The organism is Oceanospirillum multiglobuliferum (assembly GCF_900167095.1).
Taxonomy (GTDB): Bacteria; Pseudomonadota; Gammaproteobacteria; order Pseudomonadales; family Halomonadaceae; genus Oceanospirillum; species Oceanospirillum multiglobuliferum.
The window spans coordinates 1-19,918 of record NZ_FUXG01000028.1 but is presented as its reverse complement, the minus strand read 5'-3'; the positions used below and the strand labels follow the sequence as shown (position 1 = coordinate 19,918).

Sequence of the window (19,918 nt, the reverse complement as noted above, 5' to 3'; positions counted from 1 at the left end):
TTGGATAAAATGGAGGCTAAAAAGTTCAACGGTTACCCGTAACATCTACATACAAGGTTAAACTTTGCCCAGGCTGTAGGTACTTGCCGGAATCAATTTTGTTCCAGCTCGCAATCTGCCTAACGCTAACATTAAACTTACCCGCAATACGTGCTAAAGAGTCGCCTTGACGTACCTTGTAGCCAACGCGGCGAATCACTTTTCGATCTGAACTAGATCGCTGTGCAATGCTCTTTGTGGTTTGGTTAGCTTTTGACCAAATGATCAGTTTTTTACCTGGCATCAAAGGATCTGTCGGTGCCATACCATTCCAGCTGGCAAGCTCGCGAGTACCTACTTTATGTTTTCGGGATAAGCTCCAAAAACTGTCGCCTTTTTTAACCTGATACTCAATTTTATCGCCACCAGTATGGCTGCGGTCGTAGCCTTGCTTAACTTTCAAACGCTGACCTGAACTTAACGCATAATGACTGGCACTGGCTTTAGGAATCGGAATCAGCAATTTACTACCAGCACGAATTGAGTTGTTACGCATTTGGTTAGCGTTGCGAATCAATTCAGGTGTAGAGCGGAAAGATTTAGCGATACTGATTAAGCTATCGCCTGATTTCACACTGTAACGTTGCCAGCCCAAACGCTCAGAAGCGGGGAGCGTTTTGAGATTACGATTAAAGGTATCGGCATTATCAATCGGCACTAACAGGCGGTGAGGCCCATCAGGAGATGTCGCCCATTGGCTGAAACCTGGGTTTAATAAATAAAGTTCATTAATCGAGATGTCAGCCAGTTTAGCCGCTTGTGCTAAATCAATCTGTGCCTTGGTATTAACCACTGCAAAATAGGGTTGATTGCTGATCGGTCTCAACGTTAAACCATATTTTTCCGGATTTTTAACCAGTTTGGCCAATGCGATTAATTTGGGTACATAAGCTTCGGTTTCATCTGGTAGCTTGAGGCTCCAAAAATCAGTGTTTTTGCCAGACTTTCGATTTTTACGGATAGAGATACTAACCGTACCACCGCCAGAATTATAAGCTGCAAGAGCATGTAACCAATCACCTTCGAAGCGCTGATTTAAGCGGTCAAGGTAAGATAATGCGGCTTCAGTGGAGTCGATTACATCACGGCGACCGTCATACCACCAGTCGTTATCCATACCGAAGTATTTTGCTGTTGATGGAATAAACTGCCACATACCAGATGCGCGGCCATGAGAGTAAGCAAAGGGATCAAAAGCACTCTCTACAACAGGTAAAAGGGCTAACTCTCCCGGTAAATTTTTCGCTTCAACCTGCGTCACCACATGATACATATAGCGTTCTGCACGGGTGAATACACGTTCCAAATAGCGGGGATGTTTTACGTACCAATTAAGCTGAGCGGTCACTCTTGGGTGCTCAACATCAAGATCAAGTTTGAAACTTTGTAATAGACGATCCCAAAGATCAAAGTCAGGTAGCACAGGGTTGTCCCACGAGCGCCATTGTGTTTGACGATCGGCATGTTCAACGCTGCTCAACCCTAAGTCGCTGACTAACTGCTGGCTTTGGGCGCGATATGTCTCTAGTGCGGCAAAACGTTGCTCAGCCGACACAATAGGCGTACCAGGCTCAGTTGTTTCAACTAAAGACTGAGGTTTATTTTGTGAAGTGACACATCCTGTCAGCACCATAGCCAAAGAAGCAGGCAGAAAAAAGGTGCTGATTTTTTTGTAAGAGATTAAAGGCATTGTTAACAACTAAAAAAATCCTGAGTTTAAAAATTGTCCTTCCACTGGCGAATCGTGGCAAAAACATCTGTAGGATCAATCACTAAGCTACCAGCACGCTCAGTTGCGGCACCGATAAGTGCAGGCTGCTGGCTTCTAAAAAACGGATTATGACATTTTTCAGCGCCAATTGTCGTGGGTAAAGAAGGTTGCCCTTCAGCCCTTAGCTTTGCAACGCGCTGAATCGCTTGTAGTACATGAGGATTATCAGGCTCTACCGCAACAGCAAACTGCAAGTTAGCTTCGGTATACTCATGGGTACAGTAAACAAGGGTTTCATCTGGCAATTTTGCTAGCTTATTGAGCGACTCATGCATCTGCGCCGCAGTACCTTCAAATAAACGACCACAGCCTGCAAAAAATAACGTGTCGCCTGAAAATAAAATACCTTGCTCTGCATTGTAAAAGGCGAGGTGATCAAGGGTATGGCCGGGCACAGAAATAGCCTTAAACTGACAGCCCAAAATATCAACCACATCCTCTTGTTGGAGTACGTAATCTGTGCAATTCGTAACGGCTGCGCCGTAAGCTGAGATTGAGTATTTTTGTTTCAGCTCAGCAACCCCACCAGTGTGATCATGATGATGGTGGGTAATTAAAATACCCGCCAGTTGTAACTGATACTGTTGAATATAGTTTTCAACAGCCTCGGCACTACCAGGATCAACAACCCAAGCTTGATTGCTGCCCATTTGTTGAATTAACCAAATATAGTTATCGTTGAACGCGGGAATCGGTTTAATCTCTAACATAGTGATTACTTTTATAATTGTGTTAATTGAATGGTTTTATAGCGGCCTGTTACAGTCTGGCAAACCGAAAGCAAAAAATGCTGTCAACATGATAGTTCCTGATTATAGGGCTTTGAATCATGTTGTGAATGGGTATGTTGAATAAATCATTGGGTGCTCAAGTGAAATATCGCGGATTTCGTAAAGATCGACGTCATTTAGGCGCCTTTCAAGATGGCTTAGAGTATTGGTGGCGACAACCCTTAGGTCGAGCGGTGTTTGAGGCTCAAGAGCAGCGCTTGGAGCCATTTTTAGCAAAAACTTTTGGCTATCATTACTTGCAGATGGGCATCTCTCCTCATGTCTCTCTGACCCATCTCAGCCCAATCAAACATTCAATGCTATGGTCACCTAAGCTAATTAGTAGTCCAGCAGAGTCTATTTTGGTTGCTGACGCACATGCATTACCTCTTCCTGACGATAGTGTAGATGTGGTTTTAGTTCATCATCTGCTCGATTTTGTTGACAACCCCCACCAAGTGTTGCGTGAAGCGGCGCGCGTGACCCAACACAAAGGCCATCTGATTATTATTGGCTTTAATCCCACAGGTTTTTGGGGCGGCTGTCGTTTTATTCCTTGGAAAAAGTCAGTACCTTGGGGGGGACGCTTTATTGGGTTGAAACGCCTAAATGACTGGCTTACTTTGTTGGATTATCGCATTGAAGATATTGAAACTGTTTTTCTTCGGCCAGCGATTAATAACAGCCGTTGGTTACAGCGTACACAATGGTTAGAATCCGTAGGTTTTTTGGGACACTTTGGCGCAAGCTACATTGTGTGGGCGAAAAAACAGGCAGGTTGTGCAACACCCATCAGACGAAAATGGCAAGAGCAATTTATATCAGGTGTGGTGCCCTCAGCATCAACTAAAGGTGCCTCAAAAGGTATTTCAAGAACACTGTCGACAGTACAACCGCCTGATTCTGATTTAGAATTGCGACATTTCACCTCATCACATAATACTCGTAAAAAAGCTAAGGTATCGGTTTGAATAATAAGGTTAAGGTTTTTACTGACGGTGGTTGTAAAGGTAATCCAGGTCCTGGGGGCTGGGGGGCGATATTACGCTATGGCGATGCTGAAAAAGAGATCTATGGCTCTGATCCAGAGACAACCAATAATCGCATGGAGCTTCAAGCTGCAATAGAGGCTTTAGCGCTATTAAAGCGCCCTTGTGAAGTGAGCATTACCACTGACTCACAATATTTACGTCAAGGCATTACCCAATGGATTCATAACTGGAAAAAACGCGGTTGGAAAACTGCTGACAAAAAGCCAGTTAAGAATCAAGACCAGTGGCAGAAACTGGATGAGCTAGTGCAGAAACACCAAGTCGAATGGTTATGGGTAAAGGGGCATGCAGGGCATCCCGAAAATGAACGAGCCGATGAACTGGCCAATATTGCCATTGATGAGCTGTTAAGCGGAAAAAAGTCTGCTTAAACCTGACTGATTCATCATGCTTGATGAGTCGGTTAGATTTAGCCAATTAAAATGAAACCCAATTAAATAGCGTGTTGGAAAATTAATGAGACAAGTTGTTCTTGATACTGAAACTACAGGTCTAGAACCTGCACAAGGCCATAGAGTTATTGAGATAGGTTGTGTAGAGCTGGTCAATCGTAAGTTCACTGGACGCACCTATCATCAATATATCAACCCTGAACGGCAAGTCGATGCTGAAGCGGTAGAAGTTCACGGCATTACAGATGAGTTTTTGCGCGATAAACCTGTCTTTGCACAAATTGCTCCAGAGTTTTTTGAGTTTATTCGTGGCAGTCAGTTGGTCATTCATAACGCCCCTTTTGACGTTAACTTTATTGATCATGAGTGGATGTGGCTACAGCAAGCCGGCAAGGCCAGCTACGGCAAAGTGATCGACCATTGCCAAGTGCTTGATACGTTGGTTATGTCGCGCAAAATGCATCCGGGCGCGCGCCACTCATTGGATGCACTCTGTAAGCGTTATGGTATCGATAACTCTCATCGTGAACTGCACGGTGCATTATTAGATGCTGAAATTCTAGCCGATGTTTATCTATTGATGACGGGGGGGCAAACCACGCTTCAATTGGTCGCAGAAAGTGGCGAAAAAGGACAAAGCCAACTGGTGAGTACGGAGCTAAGGCCTATTGACTCTAACCGCCCAGCGTTACCTGTGATACAAGCTGATGAAGATGAGATACAGCGCCATCAGAAAAAAATTGATAGTATCAACGGGTTATGGAATCAGTAGTGGTAAGGACTTTAGATTTTGCACACTAATCCCCTGCTTAGAAAACGCTATTTCTACCTATTTGTAGCGACTTTATGCTTTGGCTTGCTGTTACAAGTACCTGCGAGATACCTTGCGGATCAATTGGGTATACTGCGCTTTTTACCCGCGCATATTAAAATAGAACAGCTACAAGGTACCCTTTGGCAGGGGCAAGGAATACTACGCTATGAGCACAGTTCTCGACCAAACACTGGTGATGCAACTACGTTAGAGCTGAAGTTAGGCTGGCAGTTTGGGCTGCTACCTTGGCTATCTGAAAGTGCGCCACTGGTCGTAACGCTCAACCACATTGGCTCTGCAATTGAGGCCAAATTAAACCTATCTGGCATTGATCGCTTTGGCTTAATGCTTTCCGGCCATATACATCCGTTACTGCTTAACCCTTTTTTAAAGGATAACCAGTCTTGGATCTCAGGCCGTGGACAAATACATCATCTCTCGTTGGCTTTAAAAGGTGTTTCCCTATTTGATTTACCTAAAGCGTTAGATGATTTAAGCCGTCATCGTTTGAATTTAAGCCAGTGGCCTGATGCAGAGATCAATCTACAAGGTGCGATAACTTGGGAGGGAGGCGATACCTATTTCCTAGCAGGGCAAAACCCTATCAAAATTATTTATCCCCCCCTTGCTTTGCGCTTCTCGCAAGAGAATAAAAGCCTGAATGCTCGCCTGACACCGCAAGACAATGACTTAAGCTTGGCGATGATCAGTTTGGCTCAAACAGGTTGGTTAAATGTGCAAGTAGATGGTCAGCTAAAGCGCATTGTACCCACCTTGCCAATGAACTATGTCGCTCAGGGGCAAAGCTTATTTAAGTATAAGGAAAAGGTGTTCTAATCATGTCGATACCACCTTTTCTACAGCAACTACAGAGCAGGCTCCTATTGCCTCTTCTTTCCATCATGATGACGCTGTTAGTGATGTTCAGCGCATGGCAGTTGGCGCAGTTGATTTGGCACAGCGCTTATCCTAACAATCGAATACTGTTGTCGCAGCAACAGGCAGAAAGGTGGGCTGTTTTAGCGATGGCTCCCAGTACAACGCCAAAAGCACTAAAACCGGAAGCTCTTTTTACAGCGGAAGCTAGGCCTGCGCCAAAACCAAAAGTTGAAGCGCCTAAAACGGCTCTTAATCTGGTTCTAAAAGCCGTGTTCGTTGCCCCTGATCCACAAAATTCAGGGGCAATCATTGCGCAACTTAGCGGTGCCTCTCGGTACTATAAAGTAGGGGATACTATAGATAAATTGGTCGCGACACTGTACGAAGTGACAGAGAACTATGTCGTGTTATCCCGCAATGGACAACTGGAAACCTTAGAGTTTAAGCCTAACGCTAAAACTGCTGATAAAGCACAAATTGAGACCGTAATCAAAGCGCCAACACCGCAAAAAAGTGATAATAGCCCGATAGTACAAACAAGCTCTGCCGTATTAAATAGCCTACCCGATACAGGCCTAGCGGCAGATATTAAACGTCTCAACCCCAAAGCTTTTATGAACAAATACCAAACTAAGTTTGAGGAAAATCCTAACGCTTTGCTACAAGAAGCAGGGGTAACGGTGGCCGCAGGTGGACGGGGTTATCAAGTAGGGCAAAGTCAATACTCAAGCTTACTTGAGTCCGCAGGTTTAAAAGTTAACGATGTAATTTTATCGGTAAATGGGCAGAGCTTGGGCGATCCTGCTCAAGACGCCAGCCTGTTAAAAACCTTATCCTCGCAGAAAGAGGTTGAGGTAATGATTCAAAGGGGAGAGCGGCAGTTTATGGTGTCTTTCCCCATAAGTCGTTAATATTCAAATTAAATTTTATAACAATAATATGCCAAGTAATTTAGGCAGAGATGGGTATGGATTTAAAATTGGCTAAACACTTTATAGCAAGACTTTTACTGGTTAGCACTTTGTTAGCCTCTTCACTCTCTGCTTGGGCGCAAGAGCAATGGCATGTCAATATTCAAGATGCTGAGATAGAAGCTTTTATCGGTCAAATTGCAGATATTACGGGCAAGAGCTTTATCATTGACCCTAGGGTTAAAGGTAAAGTTACAGTGATCTCCCGTGCATCAATGGAAAAAGCTGCCATTTATGAGCTATTTCTGTCGGTGCTGAATGTTCATGGTTTTGTTGCTATTGAAACCAGCGACGGTGCTATCAAAGTGATTCCTAACGCCACCAGCAAGCAGGAATCTAGTCAAAGCAAAAACCGCAAAGGCGATAGCTTTATTACCGAAGTGATTGTCTTACAGTCGGCCTCGGTTTCAGAGCTTGTACCCGTATTACGCCCCCTCGTTCCCCAATATGGACACTTGGCAGGTGTACAATCGTCAAATGCGTTAATTATCTCAGATCATGCCGCCAATATTACCCGCTTGAAGAAACTCATTGAGAGTCTTGATGGCGGTGCCGATGATCAAATAGAGGTTATCCCCCTGACTCATGCTTGGGTGGGAGATATTGCCAAACTGCTTGAGGAGCTAGTGCCACAGCAGTCGGGGCGTTCTTCTAAGGGCCAGATCGGTCGCTTTGCCATTGTGGCAGATGAGCGTACGAATAGGCTGATTCTAAAAGGCGCGTTAAAAGACCGTGCTCGCATTCGCTCACTGATTGAGCGTTTGGATCAACCTTTTGACAACCGTGGTGTAACCCAAGTCATTCAGCTGAATTACGCTGAAGCGAAAAAAGTGGCCGATCTGCTTTCTAAACTACTGGATGAGCCACAAGCAAACAAAGATAAAAAGCCGGGTAGTTCAACCCAATTTCAAGCCGATGAGTCCTTAAATGCTTTAGTAGTGCGCGCTGAGCCTGCGATCATGTCTGAGGTCAAAAACCTTGTGGCACAACTTGATGTGCGTCGTGCTCAAGTACTGATTGAGGCGGTGATTGTTGAGGTAACAGGCAACAATGGTGAGCAACTAGGAGTGCAATGGTTAGTTGGTGACTTTGAAAAAGGCTCGGTGGGTGGCACCAGTTTTTCTAATGCGGGGGTTTCCTCTGTAGCGGTTGCAACGGATGTCGCCGCAGGTACAGCCACTTCGATTGGTAAAGTTTCGGGTGCGTTCTTGGGTGGCGCAACTTCAGCTGCGGGTGGTGATTTAGGCGTTTTATTACAAGCCTTAGCGACCACTTCAAATGCCAATTTGCTGTCGACTCCCAGCGTTATGACATTAGATAACGAAGAGGCAGAGTTTGTAGTCGGCCAAAACGTACCTTTTCTAACAGGCACGACTACTAGTAGCACCACAACCAATCCATTTACCACCATCAGCCGGCAAGATGTGGGGGTAACCTTAAAGGTTAAGCCTCAAATCAATGATGATGGCAGCGTGCGCTTGAAGGTGCACCAAGAAGTGTCCTCTTTAGTGCCTTCGGATAATCCACTGGCTTCTGGTTCGGCAGATCGTATTACCAATAAACGCTCCATCAATACCACTATTTTGGTGGGTGATGGTGAAACCATCGTCTTGGGTGGTTTGATTCAGGATGACGTACAAGAGTCGGTCAGTAAGGTGCCGTTACTGGGTGATATCCCGATATTAGGCGCACTATTTCGCAGTAAGCAACTTACCAAAACCAAACGCAATCTATTGGTGTTTTTGCGGCCTAAGATCTTACGTGACAGTAACCGTTTAACGGAAGTGACCAACGATAAGTACCAAGGTATCTATCGTGTTGAGGGCCGAGATGGTGATCTTAGTCTTAAGACTGATCAGCAAGATAAGGGCGATGTAAACCAACTGTTTGATAGCAATGGCTTAAACGGTATGCGCAATGAGCCTTGAATTAATGACATTGCCTCTAGCGCCCCAAAGCAGCCAATTACCCTTTGTATTTGCCAAAAAGCAAGGGGTTTTGCCCTTGTTAGAGGCTGAAGGTAAAACCCTGCATTGTATCGCCCGCAGTCCAATCAACTGGTCTGCGGTAGGTGAGCTACAGAGAGTCATAGGACGATCTGTTGAACAAGTCATTGAGGTGACAGAGGCTGAGTTTGAACACCGCCTGACCTCAGCTTACCAGTCAGACTCTTCCGAAACCCTGCAAATGGTGCAAGGTATTGGTGATCAGATGGACTTGGCCAGTCTTGCCGACTCGGTTGCTGATACAGAAGATCTATTAGACCAGCAAGATGATGCGCCAATCATTAAGTTGATCAATGGCCTGCTGCAAGAAGCCATTCGAGAGTCTGTATCGGATATTCATATCGAAACCTTTGAAAAGAGGCTCGTGGTGCGTTTCCGTGTTGATGGTGTTTTACGCCCTGTCGTAGAGCCGAAACGCGCGTTAGCACCCTTGCTGATCTCTCGTATCAAGGTGATGGCAAAATTGGATATTGCCGAAAAACGTTTGCCCCAAGATGGTCGTATTTCATTGCGCTTAGGTGGTCGTGAGGTTGATGTGCGGGTCTCTACCATGCCGTCTAGTAATGGCGAGCGTGTGGTGCTGCGTATTTTAGACAAAAACGCAGGCCGCATGGACTTAGCTCAACTGGGTATGTCCTCAGCGTTACTCGGTAATCTTAAGCAGCTATTGTATAAACCTCATGGCATCTTCTTGGTAACAGGGCCTACAGGATCAGGTAAAACCACGACGCTCTATGCTTCGCTTACCGAGTTGAATGACAGTTGCCGCAATATCATGACCGTGGAAGACCCTATCGAATATAACCTTGAAGGCATAGGGCAAACCCAAGTAAACCCCAAAGTGGATATGACCTTCGCCCGTGGCTTAAGGGCGATGTTGCGTCAAGATCCTGATGTGGTGATGGTCGGTGAAATTCGCGACACTGAAACCGCAGATATCGCAGTGCAAGCCAGTTTAACCGGACATTTAGTGCTGTCTACCCTACACACCAATACCGCCGCAGGTGCGATTACCCGTTTGCAAGATATGGGAGTAGAGCCTTTCTTGTTGGCCTCTAGCTTACTTGGGGTGCTGGCTCAACGCTTAGTGCGTGTACTGTGCCCTGATTGTAAAACCCCAGCTCAACCGGATGCCTCTGAATGCAGGGCATTAGGGGTATCTGAACAGGCTGCCATCACAATCTATCATGCTGTAGGCTGCGAGCGCTGCAATCAGCAAGGTTATCGTGGGCGAACCGGTATTTATGAGCTGCTAACCGTTGATGATGAGATCAGAAGCTTAATTCACAACAATGCAGGTGAGCAGAGCATTGAGCGCTACCTTCGCCCCGTCAACGAGCAAGGGATAACGCAGGTCAACACACCTTCTATTCGCCATGATGGTATCCGCCTTGTTTGGGCAGGTATTACCACCCTTGAAGAAGTTTTGCGCGTGACGAGGGAAGACTGATGGCAGCCTTTGAATATCAAGCGCTGAACCAAAATGGTCAGAAGAAAAAAGGTGTTTTAGAAGCAGACAGCGCCCGACATGCTCGTCAGCAGTTACGCGAAAAAGGCTTAATCGCACTTTCTGTTGAACCGATCTCAGATCGCTCTAAAAGTGCTGGGGCATCTGCTCAAAAAGGCTCTGTTCTGAGCCGTCTACTGGCACCGAGCATGAGCCCTAAAGAGTTGGCGCTTTGTACCCGTCAACTGGCAACACTGGTACAAGCCGCCATGCCCCTTGAGGAGGTGTTGCAAGCAGTCGCTGCACAAAGCGAACGTAGCAAAGTTAAAAGCTTGCTGTTAGCTGTGCGCTCAAAAGTGACAGAGGGTTATACGCTAGCCGATAGCATGGCCGAATTCCCCAGTGCGTTTCCTGAGATGTACCGCTCTACCGTTGCTGCGGGTGAGCATGCCGGACATTTAGGCTTAGTACTCAATGAATTGGCGGATTACACCGAAAATAAAGAACAGTCTCGGCAAAAAATTCAACTTGCGCTGCTCTATCCCGGCTTATTAACAGTGGCTTCTGTCGCCATTGTCAGCTTTCTATTGGCCGTGGTTGTACCTGATGTGGTGAAAGTTTTTATTCGCACGGGTAATCAACTGCCTCCTTTAACCGCAGGCTTAATTGCGGTGAGTGATTTTCTGAAAAACTATGGCCTGCACTTGTTACTACTCTTATGTGCAGGCTTTTTGCTATTCTCCTCTGCCTATCGTAAGCCCGCATTTCGTAAACAAGTGGATCACTTTCTGGTGGATGCGCCTTTAAGCCGTAAAATCAGTCGAGGTATGAATGCTGCCCGCTTTGCAGGCACCTTGAGTATTCTGACCAAAAGTGGTGTGCCCTTAGTGGAAGGCTTATCAATTGCAGGGGCGGTGATGCCAAATTACTTTCTGCGAGATCAGATACAACAAGTGGCGCAGAAAGTACGCGAGGGTAGCTCATTATTCAAAGCCTTAGAGTCGATAGGCCGCTTTCCTCCGATGATGCTCTATATGATCGCCAGTGGTGAACGCAGTGGTGAGCTAGAGCCCATGTTAGATCGTGCAGCACGCCAGCAACAGCAAAGTTTAGAAGCGCTAATGGCCACTGTCGTGGGCTTGTTTGAGCCAGTGGTTTTAATCGCAATGGGTGGTGTTGTACTGACCATTGTTTTAGCTATTTTGTTACCTATTTTGAATATGAATCAGCTGATCGGTTAATCGATCAAATATTGTAGGAGCGATATTGTGCGAACTATGAATCGTAAAAAACAGCGTCAGCAAGGTTTTACCTTGATAGAAATTATGGTTGTGGTGGTCATCCTTGGTATTTTGGGGGCTTTAGTGGCACCCTCTATACTGGGGCGTCCTGACGAGGCGAGGGTCACTGTTGCCAAAAATGATATACGCCAAATTAGTAATGCTTTAGACATGTATAAGCTGGATAACTTTGGTTATCCCAACCAACAGCAAGGTTTGAAAGCCTTGGTTGAAAAACCTGATACTGCTAAAAACTGGAACCCAGACGGCTACTTAGACCAAATGCCGCTAGACCCTTGGGGCAATGCCTACATCTACGTACGCCCAGGCCAGAAAAGCCGCCACTTCGATCTTTACTCTCTAGGTGCTGATGGTGCCGAAGGTGGTGAGGGCGTTGATGCCGATATTGGTAACTGGGACAACTGATTTGTCACGTCGGCTTACCCATCAAACTCAACAAGGTTTTACCTTGATTGAGATTTTGGTGGTGGTGATTATCATCGGCATTATGATGACAACCCTAGTGGCATTAAGAGGTAGCGGGCAAGAGTCTCGCTACCTGCAAGGCCAAGCGCAACGCATTCAAATGGTAATAGGTTTAGCTCAGCAACAAGCGATTTATACAGGTTTGCCCCTAAGCATGGCGTTTAGCGATAAAGGCTATGAGTTTTCCGCTTGGCAACTGAATCAATCCGCTGAATCTTTAACATCTGAAAACGATACCGCACAAAAACCGCCAGAGGGACAGTGGCAAAAAATTGAAGTAGACAGCTTAAAGCCCTACGAGCCTGAGCGCCCACTTCAGTTCAGTTTAAAGCTGTTGAACGAAAGCCCGTCCCCAGACAAAGCAAAGCCACTCTATATTTATCCTGATGGCTTAATCAGCGCTGCGGAGATCAGACTGGCACTCCCCGATTGGCCGGATAAACAGATTAAAATGCACACCGATGGCTTTTCCGCCTTGGCTTTTGAATTGATTGAGGCTAAACCTTGAGTAGATTATTAAAGTTCCAACCTTTAGCCAACGGTGCTATTTCTAAGTTACTGAGCAATCTGATACCTGTACCGCTTCATCATTGGTGGCAACAGCAAAGTGGGCGTGATCAGAGTGCACTTAAGCTTTTGGGCTGGCTGCTGGTGTTTGTACTGTTTTACTTGCTGCTATGGCAGCCTATTACACAAAGTGCCGAACAAAAAGCAACGCAACAAGCCAAGCAATTTCAGCGTCAAGAACAAGCTTTGCTGCGCTACTATGAGCGTCTTAATCAATATGGCTCGGCAGATTTCAGCCCCTTTGATGATTGGTTGAAAACTCAACTAAGCCGCTATCAGATCAGCTTGATACAGCAGCAAAAAAGCAACAACCCGACAAATGCAACGGCTAAAAAGCAAGCTGATGCCAAACTAGTGATTCGTTATCAGCAACAAAAACAGGCCAGCGATTTTTTAATTGCCGCAGACAAGCGTATTGCACTGATCGATTTGCAAGTTGATCAGATCAAGCGTGAGATCAGTTTCCGTTACTATGAACGCTTCTAAACCCTCTGTGTTAGATCTATCTGCAATAAGAAAGCACAGCCAGCAAGGCTTCACCTTGTTGGAAGTGATGATTGCTTTAGCCATTCTTGCCGTTGCTTCTGCCGGATTAGTAACCGCTGCGGGTGGTTATATCAAACAGAGTCAGCGTCTTGAAGATAAAGTATTTGCGGCATGGGCAGCGGAAAACTGGTTGAATGAGCTGCGCCTAGCCGAGAAAGCGCCCGAAGTCGGCGAAGCCAGCGCACAGGCTGAAATGGCCGGTCGGCAGTGGCTATTGCGCGCCCAAGTCAGCAGCACCAGTAGCGCACAACTCAGGCGTTTAGACATTAAAGTGTATGACCAGAGCCTAAGCCCTGATCCCAATAGTGACAGCCCTTTTTCAGCTCAGTTAACCGCTTTTGTGCGGAGTCAGCAATGAAGCGCCAGTCTGGTTTTACATTGCTAGAGCTATTAATCGCGGTCGCTATTTTTGCCCTGATTGGTTTAGCAGGTTATCGCTTGTTGAACAGCGTGGTAACGGCATTTCAATTTACCAGCACCCGCACAGAGCAATTCAGCCAACTCCAACGTGCCATCGCTTTAATTGAACAAGATATTACTCACCTTGCCGCCCGTTCTATTCGGGACGAGTTAGGCGACCCTTATCCAGCCCTTGCCTTAAACTATCGCGGTAGCGCATTGTTTGAGTTTAGCCGTAATGGTCGTTGGCGCTTTCCAGAACAAGCCCAATCTGACCTAGTACGCATCGCCTATCGAGTAGAAGATAACCAGCTGCAACGTTTAATCTGGCCTGTTTTAGACCGTGCTCAAGACTCTCAACCACAAGTGCAGCAACTGTTGAACGATGTCAGTGGGATAGAAATCAGCTTGATGAACAGCGCAGGAGCATGGCAAAACACATGGCCTACCGAAAATACTCAAGGGCAGATTGATTTTCGTCAGCTTCCCAAAGCCTTTGATATCAAGCTACAAACCAAAAACTATGGTTTGATTCAGCGTATCTTCAGTGTGCAGGGCTTGTAGATGAAAAAACGACATTGTCCTAAGCCTATGCAAACGCAACGTGGCGTAGCACTGATCAGCGTATTACTGATTTTTGCTATAGCGGCAGCGCTAGCGGTTAGGATGATGAGCCAAGGCAGTCTGAAAACTCAAGAAGTAAGCGTCTACTTACAACAACAGCAGCTACACACTTATAGTCGCAGCGTTGAAAGTTACGCCCTGACGTTACTGCAAAGTGATTGGCAGCAAGATGCTCAAAATGGCGTTACGGATGCGCAAAACAGTACTGCTTACGACCACCTTTCTGAAGACTGGGCAAAAGCTTATCGTTTTCCCCTTGATCAAATGCAAACGGGGGCTTTATCCAATCAAAAAACAGCCTCTGATCAGGCTGAGGATGAAATTCATCTACGGATAGAAGCCTTAGACAGTTACTTTAATCTTAACAATTTAATACCCGAACAAGGCACTGGCATAGACCTACAGATGTACAACGCCTTACAGCACCTGCTGGTACAAAAACAGATACCTGAGTCTGTGGCTGATTTGCTGACCGACTGGATTGACAGCGATAACGACCCAATATCACTACTAGGGGCAGAAGATAACCAATATTTATTATTGCAACCGCCTTATCGTAGCGCGAGCCAGCCCATGCACAACTTAAGTGAAGCTTTTTTACTGAACCAAATCGACCCACAAAGCTTGGCAGAGCTACCCAGCGTGATAACGGCCTTGCCTATGGCTAGCTTACATAACTTAAACCTAGTTTTACCTGAAGTAATGGCTGCACTGTTTCAAACCAGCAGTGAACAGGCCAAACGTTGGCTGCTCGAACGGGAACAAACTCCTATCAGCAATGTGTCAGAGTTTTTAAGTCGCCATCAGCTAAAACCTGAGCTAGCCAAATTGTTCTCAACCCGAAGCCAATATTTCCAACTGAATATTAAAGTACAGATTGAGACGCAAACTGTTTATCTTAGAAGCCTAGTACAGCGTGATTTAAAAACAGGTGAGCTACAGGTTTTAGCACGTAACACTCAGCCTTTTGCCGATAAAATTCTGAGCCAAGTGAAGTCTGCACAAGCGCAGTAAACTCAAGGATACAGGCCCTATGACGCCATCAATAATTGTTCGTTTTGATTTTAATGTAGCGCAGCCAGTATTTTGGCAAGCTTTAACCTTTGAGACAGACTCGCATCATTATCAGGCTGACCTAGCAGGCTTTCATGATTGGCTGCAAGCACAAAAAGACCAGTGGAACCTTTATCTGTTGCTACCAAATGAACAGTTTAGCTTTCACCATCTTGAAGTGCCCGCTGCGGTAAAACGTTCGGCACAGCAGCTCGCTCCAGTTTTAATGGAAGAGCAACTTGCAGAAGACATCGACCGTGTACAGCTACAGTACGTAGCGAATAATACAGAAGACCAAACTCACCCTGAGGTGAATATCGCAGCCTGTAACAAACAATGGTTTGAGCAACTAGTCGCTTGCTTTAAAACAGACAAAACACGCCTAAAAGCCTGCTTGCCAGAGTCTATCTGCCCAGAGCTACCCGTAATCCGTACGACTTCAGATCGCTTATTAGCAGAGCTACCAACACTACCCCGCCACGCACAACTGCCAATACCTGCGAAGTTTCAACTGGCACAGCCCGATACCCAGCAGTTTTTAAATGCGCTCAAACAAAGCCCTTGGAACCTTGTAAGCCCAGAAACTTCGGGCAGCAACCCTCTACACTTTTTATTACTAATGGTGCTGGTTAGTGCGGGACTGTATTTGTTGAACCTTGGTTAGTGACAGAGGGTTTGAGTGTTGCGATGTCATACAAGTGGGAAGATTGCCCTTTCTACTGGTAAGAGTAATGAGTATTTGGTTATTGGTCAGGCGCTATAACTTACCAAGGTAGGAATGCAGCAGTGTTAATTATTCGACAAAGTGGCTTTTACTCACAGCAGCGTGATATTTATTGAGACTGGGATGGACGTCATGATGCAGTGATCGGCCTAATCTAATCAGCAACCTGAGTTTGCCCCATTGGGACAAACTCAATATCCAAACCAAGTGCTATATTCACTGTATCAGTCATGTTCGAAAGACTCAGGAACATAGAACAAGGTTTCACACTTAAAAACTTACACGGACTCCTGCGGTTAACAGATCCAAGTCTTGTTTACCAAGCACCCCCGGTTCAGTGCCCATGACCCGTCGCCAGTTTAGCTGTAACTGCCAATCAGGCTTCAGTTGATAACCAACACCTAAACCAACCACTGCTACTCGCTCATTGTTAGATTTGCTAAAACTTTCACTCTCGGTGGCTAGCACCGTGCCTGCGGCATTAACACTTTGTCCATTGGCCGAGCCTGAGGCGGTTTGCTTGAGCCAAGCGAACCCCAGTTGAGCTTTTAATCGCCAATGATCATTGACCGAGTATTGGCCTATGGCACTGAGCAAAACGCCATTTTGCTCGGCTGTTTCTTTGATAGTACGGGTTCGGGTGATACCAGTGCTGCTGGTATCGGTTGTGTTCGAGGTGGCGGATACCTCTCCCAAGTTTAGGTAACTGGCCTCAATAGCTAGATAAGGCGTGTATTGATAACCCACACTCAATATCACGGCGGTATCCTTATTGTCTTCAGAGAGTATTGCACTGCCACCCTGATTGATAATACCTGTGTGATAGCTTTGAAAGTGGGCCGTATCTAGGTTGCTGCGAGTTTGCCCCGCTTCCAGTGTCAGATAAGGGCTGGCATGGGCATTCAGTGCGGCCAGTGTTAAACCCGCAGAGATTAGATAAGGCATATAGCGCATGGTGTTTTTATCCTGAGTCACAAATAAAAGGTTTTTAGGTTAACTGCGCCTCTGAGCCAATCCTCAGAGGCGCTCCACTTTTTGAGTGGTTATCCCAGTAACATCCAGTCAAAGAACTGGTGGGCATTGGTGCCTTCAAAGGGTGAGATTGGGTCTGGTAAGGCGGTAGGCTCTCGATAACCCAGTGCACCTGGGTCATAGATCACGCCATTCGCAACGCCGTCATCATCAAATACACTGCCGTCTTGGATTTCAAAGTCCAGCTGCCATTTATTACCCACTTGCTTAATGCTACCGTTATAGGCCTCACTGGCTAGGTTCACCCAGTTACCATCACCGATTTGTTTCCAGTAACCGTTTACTTGAGCGCTGGCGTCTACCAATAAGCTGAAGTTCTGAATCAACCCCGGTGCGTCCAAGTCCGCATAGAAGCTGATCAGACCCAGCGGCATTTCCATATCACTAGGTTTATCCTCTGGTGCATCTAACTGCTTCACATCCCTCAATTTAGCGATAGGTTTAGCAGGGGTGTCACCATTGTTATTACCGTTATTACCCGCCGCTGCTAAGGTGACAAATACCACTGGCGCATCTAGGACAGCTGTCACTTTGTCTGTATGACGGAAAGGCACAGAGGCGACTTCTGATTGCTCTCGGTCTGGTGTGCCATCGCCATTACCATCGCCCTGTACAGTGCCTGTACCTGCTATTGCAGGTGCAAAATCTTCAATAGACTCTGGTGTACCATCGCCATCTTCATCAGGCAGTTGCTCCCAGTCGGCCACTGGAGGAATCTGTGGCTCTGGCTCTGGCTCTGGCTCTGGCTCTGGTTCTGGTTCTGGTTCTGGCTCTGGCTCTGGCTCTGGTTCTGGTTCTGGTTCTGGTTCTGGTTCTGGTTCTGGTTCTGGTTCTGGTTCTGGTTCTGGTTCTGGTTCTGGTTCTGGTTCTGGTTCTGGTTCTGGTTCTGGTTTTTGCAAAGGCGCGACAAGGGCTGTCGTACCAAAAATCACGCTTTCATTCGTCCCTTGCTGATCGGTGTATGCAGCCTGAACACTGATCACAGCTCCAACATCAGCTTGAGTCAGGGTGTAAGTGGCAGCCGTTGCACCGTCGATGACCTCCCCATTTCGCAACCATTGGTAGCTGATCGTGCCTAAGCCGTCGACATCAGCCAATGTGTGGCTAGCGGTTAGGGTTTCGCCTTGCTTGGCGATACCGCTGATGCTTACGTTGCCAGTGGGCGCATCATTTACAGCAATAATACTAACTGTCGCCGCGATATTCAGAGCTTGGCTGTTCTGACCATTGCCGTCAGTGCCGCCCGTGTCTTTCACTTCCGTCAGTGTAATAACCCGATTATTGGTCGTACTCGGCTTTTCAGAGTTGTTTTGATAGGTGATGCCGTCAATTAGGGTTTGCATTTGTTCGGCGGTTAATTCACCACCGGACAGCGTAACTCTGGCCGTTCCGTTATCAAGGCTGACAGCATAGGTTAGGCCATTGGTTGTCGTTGTGCCCGCTGCTGTGGTTGCGGTCAGGCTAATGGCGCTACCGTCAATATTGAGCACTTCGGCTGCGCCATCGGCAACATTGGTGATCGTTAAGGTCAGCCCAGCAAAGGCATCGTTGGTATTGCCCGTATTGGCTGCTACTTCGCTAAATAGATCAACGGCTTGTCCGTTTTCAGTAAAGGTTGGCGTGGCAGCCTCAGCGGTTAAAGTGGGGGCTATATTCAACTCATTCACCACCAAACTCACTGTATCGCTAGTAGTGGAGAAAGGCGTGATATCTGGCAGTTTTAGCACCTGCAAGCCTGCCCAATGATCAGCTACATAGATAGTGTCACCGACCACACTGACCCCCCTAGCAACTCCAGTAGTGTCAACAGTAGCGGCTAAGGTTGGATGGGTGGGTTCACTGATATCGATAATCTGTACACCTGCATCACCATCGGCCACATAAGCATAGTCACCGACCACACTGACACCAAGAGCAGATCCAGTGGTGTCAACAGTAGCGGCTAAGGTTGGATTGTTGGGATTGCTGATATCGATAATCTGTAAGCCTTTATCAATATCGGCTACATAAGCATATTTGCCGACCACACTGACATCATAAGCCCTTCCAGGGGTGTCAACAGTACCGGCTAAGGTTGGATGGGTGGGGTCACTGATATCGATAATCTGTACACCTGAATAACCATCGGCTACATAAGCATAGTCACCAACCACACTAATACTATAAGCCTTTCCAGAAGTCTCAACAGTTCCGGTTAAGGTTGGTTGGTCGGGATTACTGATATCGATAATATGTAAACCTGCATCATCATCGGCCACGTAAGCATAGTTGCCCACTATACTCACACCAAAAGCAAATATGTTTGTGTCATAAGTACCAGCTAAGATTGGATTCGAGGGGTCGCTGATATTGATAATCTGCAAGCCAGAAATATCATAGGCCACATAAGCATAGTTACCGACCACGCTAACATCAAGAGCAAATCCAATAGCGTTATGAGTACCAGCTGAGGTTGGATGATTGGGTTCACTGATATCGATAATCTGTAAACCTGAATCACCTTTGACCACATAAGCATAATTGCCGATCACACTGACACCACCAGCAAATCCTGTGATATCCAGATGGCCCAAGGGTGTGATCTCCGTATCCGTGATAACCGTAGTGACTCCTGTAGATCCATTCGTATGCCCGCCGTTGCCATCCCAAGCTTTAAAGGTTAGGGCATCGTTGATCGTACCTGCATCGGTTTGTTGATTAGGCTGGAAGTAAACACGGGTATCGGCATTCGCCTGTAACACCAGTGCAGAGGTTGCGGATACTGTGCCGGTGAGTGCTGACCAAGTTTCGCCGCCGTCGGTGGTGTAATACAGCGTACCTTTGTCGCTGACGCCGGTAATAGCAATACCGGGGCTATCGCCTTCGACATCACTGTAGTTACCGATGCCGTTATTGTCCGCAGTGCCAATCAGATCACTGACCAGCGTGGAGCCAGCGATTGAGCTCGCCTCAGGTGCGCCTGCCTTTTGGATGACATCGGCCAGAGCCGGGGATTTGGTGGCATCCAGTACGGGGGCGTCGTTGATCGAGATGAGATTCACTGTTGCCGCGATATTCAGAGCTTGG

Annotated in this window: 19 protein-coding genes; 15 read left to right on the top strand and 4 right to left on the bottom strand. The window is 46.6% G+C overall.

Annotated features, from left to right (window positions below; all coding sequences use genetic code 11):
• Positions 1 to 25: 25 nt before the first annotated feature.
• Positions 26 to 1,729: a lytic transglycosylase gene (locus B5D26_RS14555; RefSeq protein ID WP_078746448.1), complete on the bottom strand. Its 1,704-nt coding sequence runs from the start codon at positions 1,727 to 1,729 to the stop codon at positions 26 to 28.
• A 26-nt stretch (positions 1,730 to 1,755) separates the two neighbouring features.
• Positions 1,756 to 2,520, bottom strand: coding sequence for a hydroxyacylglutathione hydrolase (gloB, locus tag B5D26_RS14550; RefSeq protein WP_078746447.1), 765 nt, complete (start codon positions 2,518 to 2,520; stop codon positions 1,756 to 1,758).
• Between the two features lie 134 nt (positions 2,521 to 2,654).
• On the opposite strand from gloB, the gene B5D26_RS14545 reads away from it, so the two are divergent.
• The 15 genes from B5D26_RS14545 to B5D26_RS14475 all read left to right on the top strand — a co-directional run bounded on the left by B5D26_RS14545 (position 2,655) and on the right by B5D26_RS14475 (position 15,760).
• On the top strand, positions 2,655 to 3,551 hold the full coding sequence (locus tag B5D26_RS14545) for a class I SAM-dependent methyltransferase (protein ID WP_159445680.1): 897 nt from the start codon (positions 2,655 to 2,657) through the stop codon (positions 3,549 to 3,551).
• Complete coding sequence (gene rnhA / locus B5D26_RS14540; protein WP_078746445.1) at positions 3,548 to 4,003, top strand: ribonuclease HI; 456 nt, start codon at positions 3,548 to 3,550, stop codon at positions 4,001 to 4,003. Before B5D26_RS14545 ends, rnhA begins: the two co-directional genes overlap by 4 nt.
• Before the next feature lie 85 nt (positions 4,004 to 4,088).
• Positions 4,089 to 4,796 carry a DNA polymerase III subunit epsilon gene (dnaQ, locus tag B5D26_RS14535; protein ID WP_078746444.1) on the top strand — a complete coding sequence of 236 codons (708 nt, stop codon included), beginning with the start codon at positions 4,089 to 4,091 and terminating at the stop codon, positions 4,794 to 4,796.
• 18 nt (positions 4,797 to 4,814) lie between these two features.
• Positions 4,815 to 5,675 carry a hypothetical protein gene (locus B5D26_RS14530; protein ID WP_078746443.1) on the top strand — a complete coding sequence of 287 codons (861 nt, stop codon included), beginning with the start codon at positions 4,815 to 4,817 and terminating at the stop codon, positions 5,673 to 5,675.
• A gap of 2 nt (positions 5,676 to 5,677) precedes the next feature.
• Positions 5,678 to 6,628 (top strand): type II secretion system protein N, encoded by a 951-nt coding sequence (locus B5D26_RS14525; protein WP_078746442.1) that lies wholly within the window; start codon positions 5,678 to 5,680, stop codon positions 6,626 to 6,628.
• A 56-nt stretch (positions 6,629 to 6,684) separates the two neighbouring features.
• Complete coding sequence (gene gspD / locus B5D26_RS14520) at positions 6,685 to 8,616, top strand: type II secretion system secretin GspD (RefSeq protein WP_078746441.1); 1,932 nt, start codon at positions 6,685 to 6,687, stop codon at positions 8,614 to 8,616.
• Complete coding sequence (gspE, locus tag B5D26_RS14515; RefSeq protein WP_078746440.1) at positions 8,606 to 10,144, top strand: type II secretion system ATPase GspE; 1,539 nt, start codon at positions 8,606 to 8,608, stop codon at positions 10,142 to 10,144. The genes gspD and gspE overlap by 11 nt, the downstream gene beginning before the upstream one ends.
• The gene (gene gspF, locus B5D26_RS14510; protein ID WP_078746439.1) at positions 10,144 to 11,382 is read left to right on the top strand and encodes a type II secretion system inner membrane protein GspF; all 1,239 of its coding nucleotides are present in this window, start codon (positions 10,144 to 10,146) and stop codon (positions 11,380 to 11,382) included. The genes gspE and gspF overlap by 1 nt, the downstream gene beginning before the upstream one ends.
• Before the next feature lie 36 nt (positions 11,383 to 11,418).
• Positions 11,419 to 11,847 carry a type II secretion system major pseudopilin GspG gene (gene gspG, locus B5D26_RS14505; protein ID WP_078746438.1) on the top strand — a complete coding sequence of 143 codons (429 nt, stop codon included), beginning with the start codon at positions 11,419 to 11,421 and terminating at the stop codon, positions 11,845 to 11,847.
• A complete protein-coding gene (locus tag B5D26_RS14500; protein ID WP_159445679.1) occupies positions 11,819 to 12,415 on the top strand; it encodes a prepilin-type N-terminal cleavage/methylation domain-containing protein in 597 nt (198 codons plus the stop codon). Before gspG ends, B5D26_RS14500 begins: the two co-directional genes overlap by 29 nt.
• Positions 12,412 to 12,960: a type II secretion system protein GspM gene (gspM, locus tag B5D26_RS14495; RefSeq protein ID WP_078746436.1), complete on the top strand. Its 549-nt coding sequence runs from the start codon at positions 12,412 to 12,414 to the stop codon at positions 12,958 to 12,960. Before B5D26_RS14500 ends, gspM begins: the two co-directional genes overlap by 4 nt.
• Positions 12,947 to 13,378, top strand: a complete 432-nt coding sequence (gene gspI / locus B5D26_RS14490; RefSeq protein WP_078746435.1) for a type II secretion system minor pseudopilin GspI — start codon at positions 12,947 to 12,949, stop codon at positions 13,376 to 13,378. The genes gspM and gspI overlap by 14 nt, the downstream gene beginning before the upstream one ends.
• Positions 13,375 to 13,983 (top strand): type II secretion system minor pseudopilin GspJ, encoded by a 609-nt coding sequence (gene gspJ, locus B5D26_RS14485; RefSeq protein ID WP_078746434.1) that lies wholly within the window; start codon positions 13,375 to 13,377, stop codon positions 13,981 to 13,983. Before gspI ends, gspJ begins: the two co-directional genes overlap by 4 nt.
• Positions 13,984 to 15,057, top strand: a complete 1,074-nt coding sequence (gspK, locus tag B5D26_RS14480) for a type II secretion system minor pseudopilin GspK (RefSeq protein WP_078746433.1) — start codon at positions 13,984 to 13,986, stop codon at positions 15,055 to 15,057. It begins immediately after the preceding gene.
• Between the two features lie 19 nt (positions 15,058 to 15,076).
• Positions 15,077 to 15,760 carry a type II secretion system protein GspL gene (locus B5D26_RS14475; protein ID WP_078746432.1) on the top strand — a complete coding sequence of 228 codons (684 nt, stop codon included), beginning with the start codon at positions 15,077 to 15,079 and terminating at the stop codon, positions 15,758 to 15,760.
• 330 nt (positions 15,761 to 16,090) lie between these two features.
• Here B5D26_RS14475 and B5D26_RS14470 read toward each other — a convergent pair whose 3' ends face one another.
• Positions 16,091 to 16,774 (bottom strand): outer membrane beta-barrel protein, encoded by a 684-nt coding sequence (locus tag B5D26_RS14470; protein ID WP_078746431.1) that lies wholly within the window; start codon positions 16,772 to 16,774, stop codon positions 16,091 to 16,093.
• Positions 16,775 to 16,863: 89 nt separating this feature from the next.
• Positions 16,864 to 19,918 (bottom strand): LVIVD repeat-containing protein (locus B5D26_RS14465; protein WP_200810699.1); only part of this gene is annotated, 3,055 nt, incomplete at its 5' end.